The sequence below is a fragment of the Rhodobaculum claviforme genome, from assembly GCF_016653255.1.
GTDB classification, from domain to species: Bacteria; Pseudomonadota; Alphaproteobacteria; order Rhodobacterales; family Rhodobacteraceae; genus Rhodobaculum; species Rhodobaculum claviforme.
Genome location: NZ_NHSD01000097.1, coordinates 1 through 5,227 on the forward strand (window position 1 = coordinate 1; position 5,227 = coordinate 5,227).

The 5,227-nt window shown below is 72.7% G+C and carries 7 protein-coding genes; 4 read left to right on the top strand and 3 right to left on the bottom strand.

The window, feature by feature from the left end:
* A partial coding sequence (locus tag CCR87_RS01795; protein WP_201155615.1) for a bactofilin family protein occupies nt 1-403 on the bottom strand: 403 nt, incomplete at its 3' end.
* A 116-nt stretch (nt 404-519) separates the two neighbouring features.
* Between CCR87_RS01795 and thpR the strand changes: the two genes are divergently transcribed.
* From thpR to CCR87_RS01815, 4 genes are all read left to right on the top strand, one after another.
* Complete coding sequence (gene thpR / locus CCR87_RS01800) at nt 520-1,092, top strand: RNA 2',3'-cyclic phosphodiesterase (protein WP_201155616.1); 573 nt, start codon at nt 520-522, stop codon at nt 1,090-1,092.
* A 92-nt stretch (nt 1,093-1,184) separates the two neighbouring features.
* On the top strand, nt 1,185-1,838 hold the full coding sequence (locus CCR87_RS01805; RefSeq protein ID WP_201155617.1) for a protein-L-isoaspartate O-methyltransferase family protein: 654 nt from the start codon (nt 1,185-1,187) through the stop codon (nt 1,836-1,838).
* Nucleotides 1,835-3,229, top strand: coding sequence for a TolC family outer membrane protein (locus CCR87_RS01810; RefSeq protein ID WP_338048856.1), 1,395 nt, complete (start codon nt 1,835-1,837; stop codon nt 3,227-3,229). Before CCR87_RS01805 ends, CCR87_RS01810 begins: the two co-directional genes overlap by 4 nt.
* A 53-nt stretch (nt 3,230-3,282) precedes the next feature.
* Complete coding sequence (locus CCR87_RS01815) at nt 3,283-3,600, top strand: hypothetical protein (protein WP_201155619.1); 318 nt, start codon at nt 3,283-3,285, stop codon at nt 3,598-3,600.
* A gap of 3 nt (nt 3,601-3,603) precedes the next feature.
* On the opposite strand, the gene CCR87_RS01820 is transcribed toward CCR87_RS01815, so the two are convergent.
* Nucleotides 3,604-3,942, bottom strand: coding sequence for a DUF2794 domain-containing protein (locus tag CCR87_RS01820; protein ID WP_201155620.1), 339 nt, complete (start codon nt 3,940-3,942; stop codon nt 3,604-3,606).
* 31 nt (nt 3,943-3,973) lie between these two features.
* Nucleotides 3,974-5,227 (bottom strand): ABC1 kinase family protein (locus CCR87_RS01825; RefSeq protein WP_242511798.1); only part of this gene is annotated, 1,254 nt, incomplete at its 5' end.

The window sequence follows — 5,227 nt, forward strand, 5'->3', positions numbered from 1 at the left end:
GGCCGGAGGCTGCCCGTGCGGGGGCCGGCGCCAGCCGCTGGAACCGCCCGTCGACATGCGCGCCGCTTTCCACCGTCACGGTGCCATAGGCCAGCACCCCGCGCACCAGCGCGGTGGGCTTCAGCGTCAGCGTCTCGGCGACGATGTCGCCCTCGACGGTGCCGTCGATGGTGACGAATCCGCCCGCGATATTGCCCCGCACCACCGCCGAGCGGCCCACCCCCAGCGCATGCGCGCTCAGATCCCCGTCGATGCGGCCGTCGAATTCCAGCACGCCCTCGGTGTGCAGCGACCCTTCGATGCGGACATCGGCGGAAATCACCGACCGCGCCGCGTCGCGCCCGCCCTGGCCTGGCTGGCCACCCTGTGCAGACTTGCTGAACATCTCGTCCGTTCCCTTCATCGCCACCTTCACCGCCGTTGTGTTTGACCCCAGATGCCCCGCCAAGACAACCCGGCGCCCGCCACGCGGCACGCAACCGCCTTGCATGGGGCGGGCCGCTGCGGCAGGCATCGGGGATGATCCGTGCGTTCGTTGCCCTGCCGCTGCCTGAAACGCTGTGCCAGCGGGTGATGCTGTTGGAGCAGATGCTGCCGCTGCCGCGCCACGCCGCACGCCCCGCCCCGCCCGAGACGCTGCACCTGACGCTGGCGTTCCTGGGGTCGCAACCCGCGCCGGTGCTGGAGGATCTGCACCACGCGCTCGAGGGGCTGGGCGCGCCGTCGTTCGATCTGCGGCTGCGCGGCGTGGACCGATTCGGAGGCGACACGCCGCGCTCGGTGCATGCGGGCGTGGTGCCCTGTGGCGCGCTGGCGCATCTGCAGCGCAAGGTCGCGCAGGCCGCGCGCGGCGCAGGCATCACGCTGGAGCGGCGCCGGTTCGTGCCCCATGTGACGCTGGCGCGGCTGGACTGGCGGCGCCTGTCCCCGCCCGAGCGCGAGCGCCTGTCGCTGGCAATCGCGGGAAATGGCCATTTCAGCGCGGGCCCGGCGCGGATCACGGCGCTGGCGCTCTATCGTTCGTACCCGGGCAAGGGCGGCAGTCACCACGAGGAACTCGCGCGCTATGACCTCGGCCCCCCACCACCCTGAGGGGGGGCCGCGCGCAACCAACGCCGGTTGCCGCATGGCGGGGCATGTGGCATGTTCCATTCAACAACCAAGAACACAGCGAGCAGCCCGCCATGACGGACTACACGGCACGTCGGCTCATGATGGTCGACACCCAGATCCGGCCCTCGGATGTCACCAAGTTTCCCGTCATCGACGCGATGCTGTCAGTCCCGCGTGAGGTGTTCGTGCCCACCGCCCTGCGCGAGGCGGCGTATGTCGGCGAGAACCTGCCGCTGGCGCCGGGTCGGGTGCTGCTGGACCCGCGCACGCTGGGCAAGATCTGCGACGTGCTCGACCTGCACGCGGAGGAATCGGTGCTCGATGTCGGCTGCGGCTACGGCTATTCCACGGCGGTGCTGGCGCGGATGGCCGGCGCGGTCGTCGCGGTGGAGGACCTGCCCGGCATGGCCGCCGAGGCCGAGGGCCTGCTGGCCGAACAGGGCGCCGACAACGCCACCGTGATCGAGGGCCCGCTGGACGCGGGCGCGCCCCGCCACGGCCCCTATGACGTGATCGTGGTCCAGGGCGGGATCGAGGTCCTGCCGGCGCGGCTGTGGGAACAGCTGCGGCCGGGCGGCCGCATCGCCGCCGTGTTCATGCAGGGCCCGCTGGGCATCGTACGCGTGGGCCACCGCACCCCGGCCGGCATGAACTGGCGCGACATCTTCAACGCCACCGCCCCGGTGATCCCCGCCTTTGCCCGCGCGCGGGAGTTCCAGCTGTGAGGGCGCGGCACCTGCGCGGGATGGCCGCGGGGATCGCGCTGGTGGCGGGGCTGGGCATGGCCGCCCCGCAGGCCGCGGCGCAGACGCTGACGGACACGCTGATCGCGGCCTATCGCACGTCGAACCTGATCGGACAGAACCGCGCCGTGCTGCGCGCCGCCGACGAGGACGTGGCCCAGGCGGTTTCGGCGCTGCGACCGGTGGTGAACTTCGTGGCCCGCGCCGAAGGGGTGTCCGCCGAGCAGTCGCTGCCCTCCGGCCCCGGCACCACCCGGGTCGAGAACCTGACCGCGCAGCTGGCGCTGTCGGCCGAACTGACGGTGTTCGACTTCGGCCGCAACCGGCTGGCCATCGGCGCCGCCGAGGCGCAGGTTCTGGCCACCCGCGCGGCCCTCGTGGGGGTGGAACAGCAGGTCCTGTTCAACGCGGTCGCGGCCTTCATGGACGTGCGTGCGGCGATTTCCCGGCTGGAGCTGCGCGAGGCCAACGTGCGGCTGATCGGCCAGGAGCTGCAAGCCGCGCGCGATCGCTTCGAGGTCGGCGAGATCACCCGTACCGACGTCTCCATCGCCGAGGCGCGACTGGCCGGCGCGCGCAGCCAGGTGGCCGCCGCGCAGGGCGACCTGGCCGTCGCCCGCGAGGCATATCGCGCGGCAACGGGCGATTATCCGGTGCGGCTTGCGCCGCCGCCCGCGCTGCCGGCGCTGCCCGCCTCGCTGGAGGCCGCACAGGGCGTGGCGCGCGACCGCCACCCCGCGATCCGCCGCGCACAGTTCGAAGTCACCGCCGCCGACCTGAACGCCGAACGCACCGCCGCGATCGGACGGGGCACGGTGAGCGGGACGCTCAACCTGTCGATCGACGATGACCGGCGCGACCGCTCGTCGGTGGGGCTCAGCTACAGCCGGCCGGTCTATACCGGCGGGCGCAATCCGTCGCTGTCGCGACAGGCCATCGCGCAGCGCGACGCGGCACGCTCCAACCTGCACCAGACCGCGGTGGAGGTGATCGAGCAGGTGGGCCGGTCATGGTCCAACATCGCCGTCTCCCGCGCCCAGATCCAGGCCAGCGCCAGCCAGATCGAAGCCGCGCAGACCGCTTTCGAAGGCATCAGCCAGGAGGCCGAACTGGGCGCGCGGACCACGCTCGATGTCCTCAACGCCGAGCAGGAGCTGCTGGACGCCCGTGTGGGAAGGGTCGACGCCGAAACCGCGCGCACGCTGGCGGTGTACGGGCTGTTGTCCTCCATGGGGCTGCTGACGGTGGAGCACCTCGACCTCGGGATCCCGGTCTATGACCCGGAGGCGTATTACAACGCCGTCCGCAACGCCCCGCTGCGCAGCCCCCAGGGCGAGCAGCTGGACCGCATCCTTCAGCGGATGCAGCCCTGACGGATCGGGCGCACCTTGCGCCCGGTCCCGCCCCGCCGCCGGAGACGATGCCCATGACCAGCCCCCTGCCCCGCCCGGACCTCGGCGTTGCCCCCGACGGGGACGACATGATCGCCTCCATCCGCAGGCTGGTGTCCGACCGGCCGGCGCCCGCGCCCGAGGCCATCCGCCCGGCCCCGCTGCGCCTGACGCCGGACCAGCGCGTGTCCGACCCCGACCCGAACCCGACCGAGGATGCCGCGCTGCGCGCGCTGGTGGCCGAGGCGGTTCGTGCGGAACTGCAGGGCGCGGCCGGCACCCGCTTCACCCGGCAGCTGCGCCGCCTGATCCGCGCCGAGATCGCCGCGGCACTGGCCGCCCGCCCCCGCTGAGGATCAGCCGCCGACCACGCGGATCAGCTTGCGCTCCAGCACCCGCAGGACGCCCGCCAGCTCGTGGCCGCGTTTGAGCACCTGTCCATCCGGCCCGATCACGGCATACATCCCCTGGCGATGGCGCAGGCGGGGGCGTTTCTCGATCCGGTAAAGCGGATGCTCGGCGGTGCGGCGAAAGATCGCGAACACCGCCACCTCGCGCAGGCACGAGATCCCGTAGTCCCGCCATTCGCCGATCGCGACCATGCGGCCATACAGGCCGAGGATGGTGGTCAGTTCGCGCCGGTCAAAACTGACCTGCTCGACCGGGGGCACGGGCTGCGGGGGGATCACGGACATGACGCCAGCATGTCGCGCCCGGCGGTCCGGATCAAGATGCCGCAGACGTCCCGGCCGCAAGCCACGGCGTCATCAAGGCATGGCCCGGCACCCGGGCGCGCAGCCGGTGCGCCAGCAGATAAAGGCCGCCGAGCTTGCGCTGCACGAACAGAACCTCGGCGGGGGGCAGATGGCCGCCGGGGCCGTGCTCCATCGCCAGCGCCATGCCCGCATCGCGCAGACGCTCGGTGATGCCGAGGCCCGCCACATCCACCGCGCCGGGCTGGCGCAGCGGGGCAAAGGCCAGTTCGGCCAGTGTCAGAAGCTCTTGCAGATGGGCCGCGGGCAGCGCCGGTCCGATCAGCCCGAGGTCGGTCGCGGCGCGCTCGACCGCCCGGGCATCGCCCGCCATGCCGGCGCGCAGCAGCGCGCGATAGCCCTCGGCCATGGCGGCGGGGATCTCGCGGGTGGCGCCGAAGTCCAGCAGCACCACCGTATCGGTCGCCGCGTCATGGCGGTAGTTGGCAAAGTTGGGGTCGGTCTGCATCAGCCCGAACTCGAACATCTCGCGCAGGGCCAGCCCGACCAGGCGCGTGGCCACGCTGTCGCGCACCGCCTGCGGCGCGGTGATCAGCCCCTCCACCGGCCCGCCGGCGACATGGTCCATCGCCAGCACGTCGCCGGTGGTCAGATCGGCATGCAGCGCGGGCACCTGCAGCCCCGGCGCATCCGCCAGCAGCGCGCCGAACCGCGCAAGGCAGGCGCCCTCGCGGCGGTAGTCGGCCTCCTCGTGGAGCTGCCGCTTGGCCTCCTCCAGCAGGGGGGTGGGATCGGCGCCGCGCGGCAGGACACCGGACCAGCGGATGAGCGCGGCCACATTGTCCACGTCGCTGTCGATGCTGCGGCGCACGCCGGGGTACTGGATCTTGATCGCCAGATCGCGGCCGTCGCGGGTGCGCGCCCGGTGCACCTGTCCGATGGAGGCGGCCGCGATGGGCGTCACGTCGAACCGCTCGAAGTCGCGCAGCCAGTCGCGGCCCCAGTTCGCGGCCAGCGTCGCCTTGAGCTGGCGCGGCGGCATCGGGTGCGCCTCGGCGCGCAGGCGCGACATCGCGGCGGCCATCTCGGGGGGCAGGAGATCGCCGGTCTCCATCGACATCAGCTGTCCGAGCTTCATCACCGCGCCGCGCATCCGCGCCAGCTCATCCGTCAGACGGACGGCATTGCCGGGGCTCAGCATCAGCGCGGGAAGGGACGGGCGTTGTCCGCGCGCAAGCTGGCGCGCCCCCTCGGCCATCGCCCCGCC

Excerpts from the sequence above, each read along its gene's own strand:
- thpR (WP_201155616.1), top strand. The coding sequence starts at position 520 with ATGATCCGTGCGTTCGTTGCCCTGCCGCTGCCTGAAACGCTGTGCCAG.
- CCR87_RS01805 (WP_201155617.1), top strand. The coding sequence starts at position 1,185 with ATGACGGACTACACGGCACGTCGGCTCATGATGGTCGACACCCAGATC.
- CCR87_RS01815 (WP_201155619.1), top strand. The coding sequence starts at position 3,283 with ATGACCAGCCCCCTGCCCCGCCCGGACCTCGGCGTTGCCCCCGACGGG.
- CCR87_RS01820 (WP_201155620.1), bottom strand. The coding sequence starts at position 3,942 with ATGTCCGTGATCCCCCCGCAGCCCGTGCCCCCGGTCGAGCAGGTCAGT.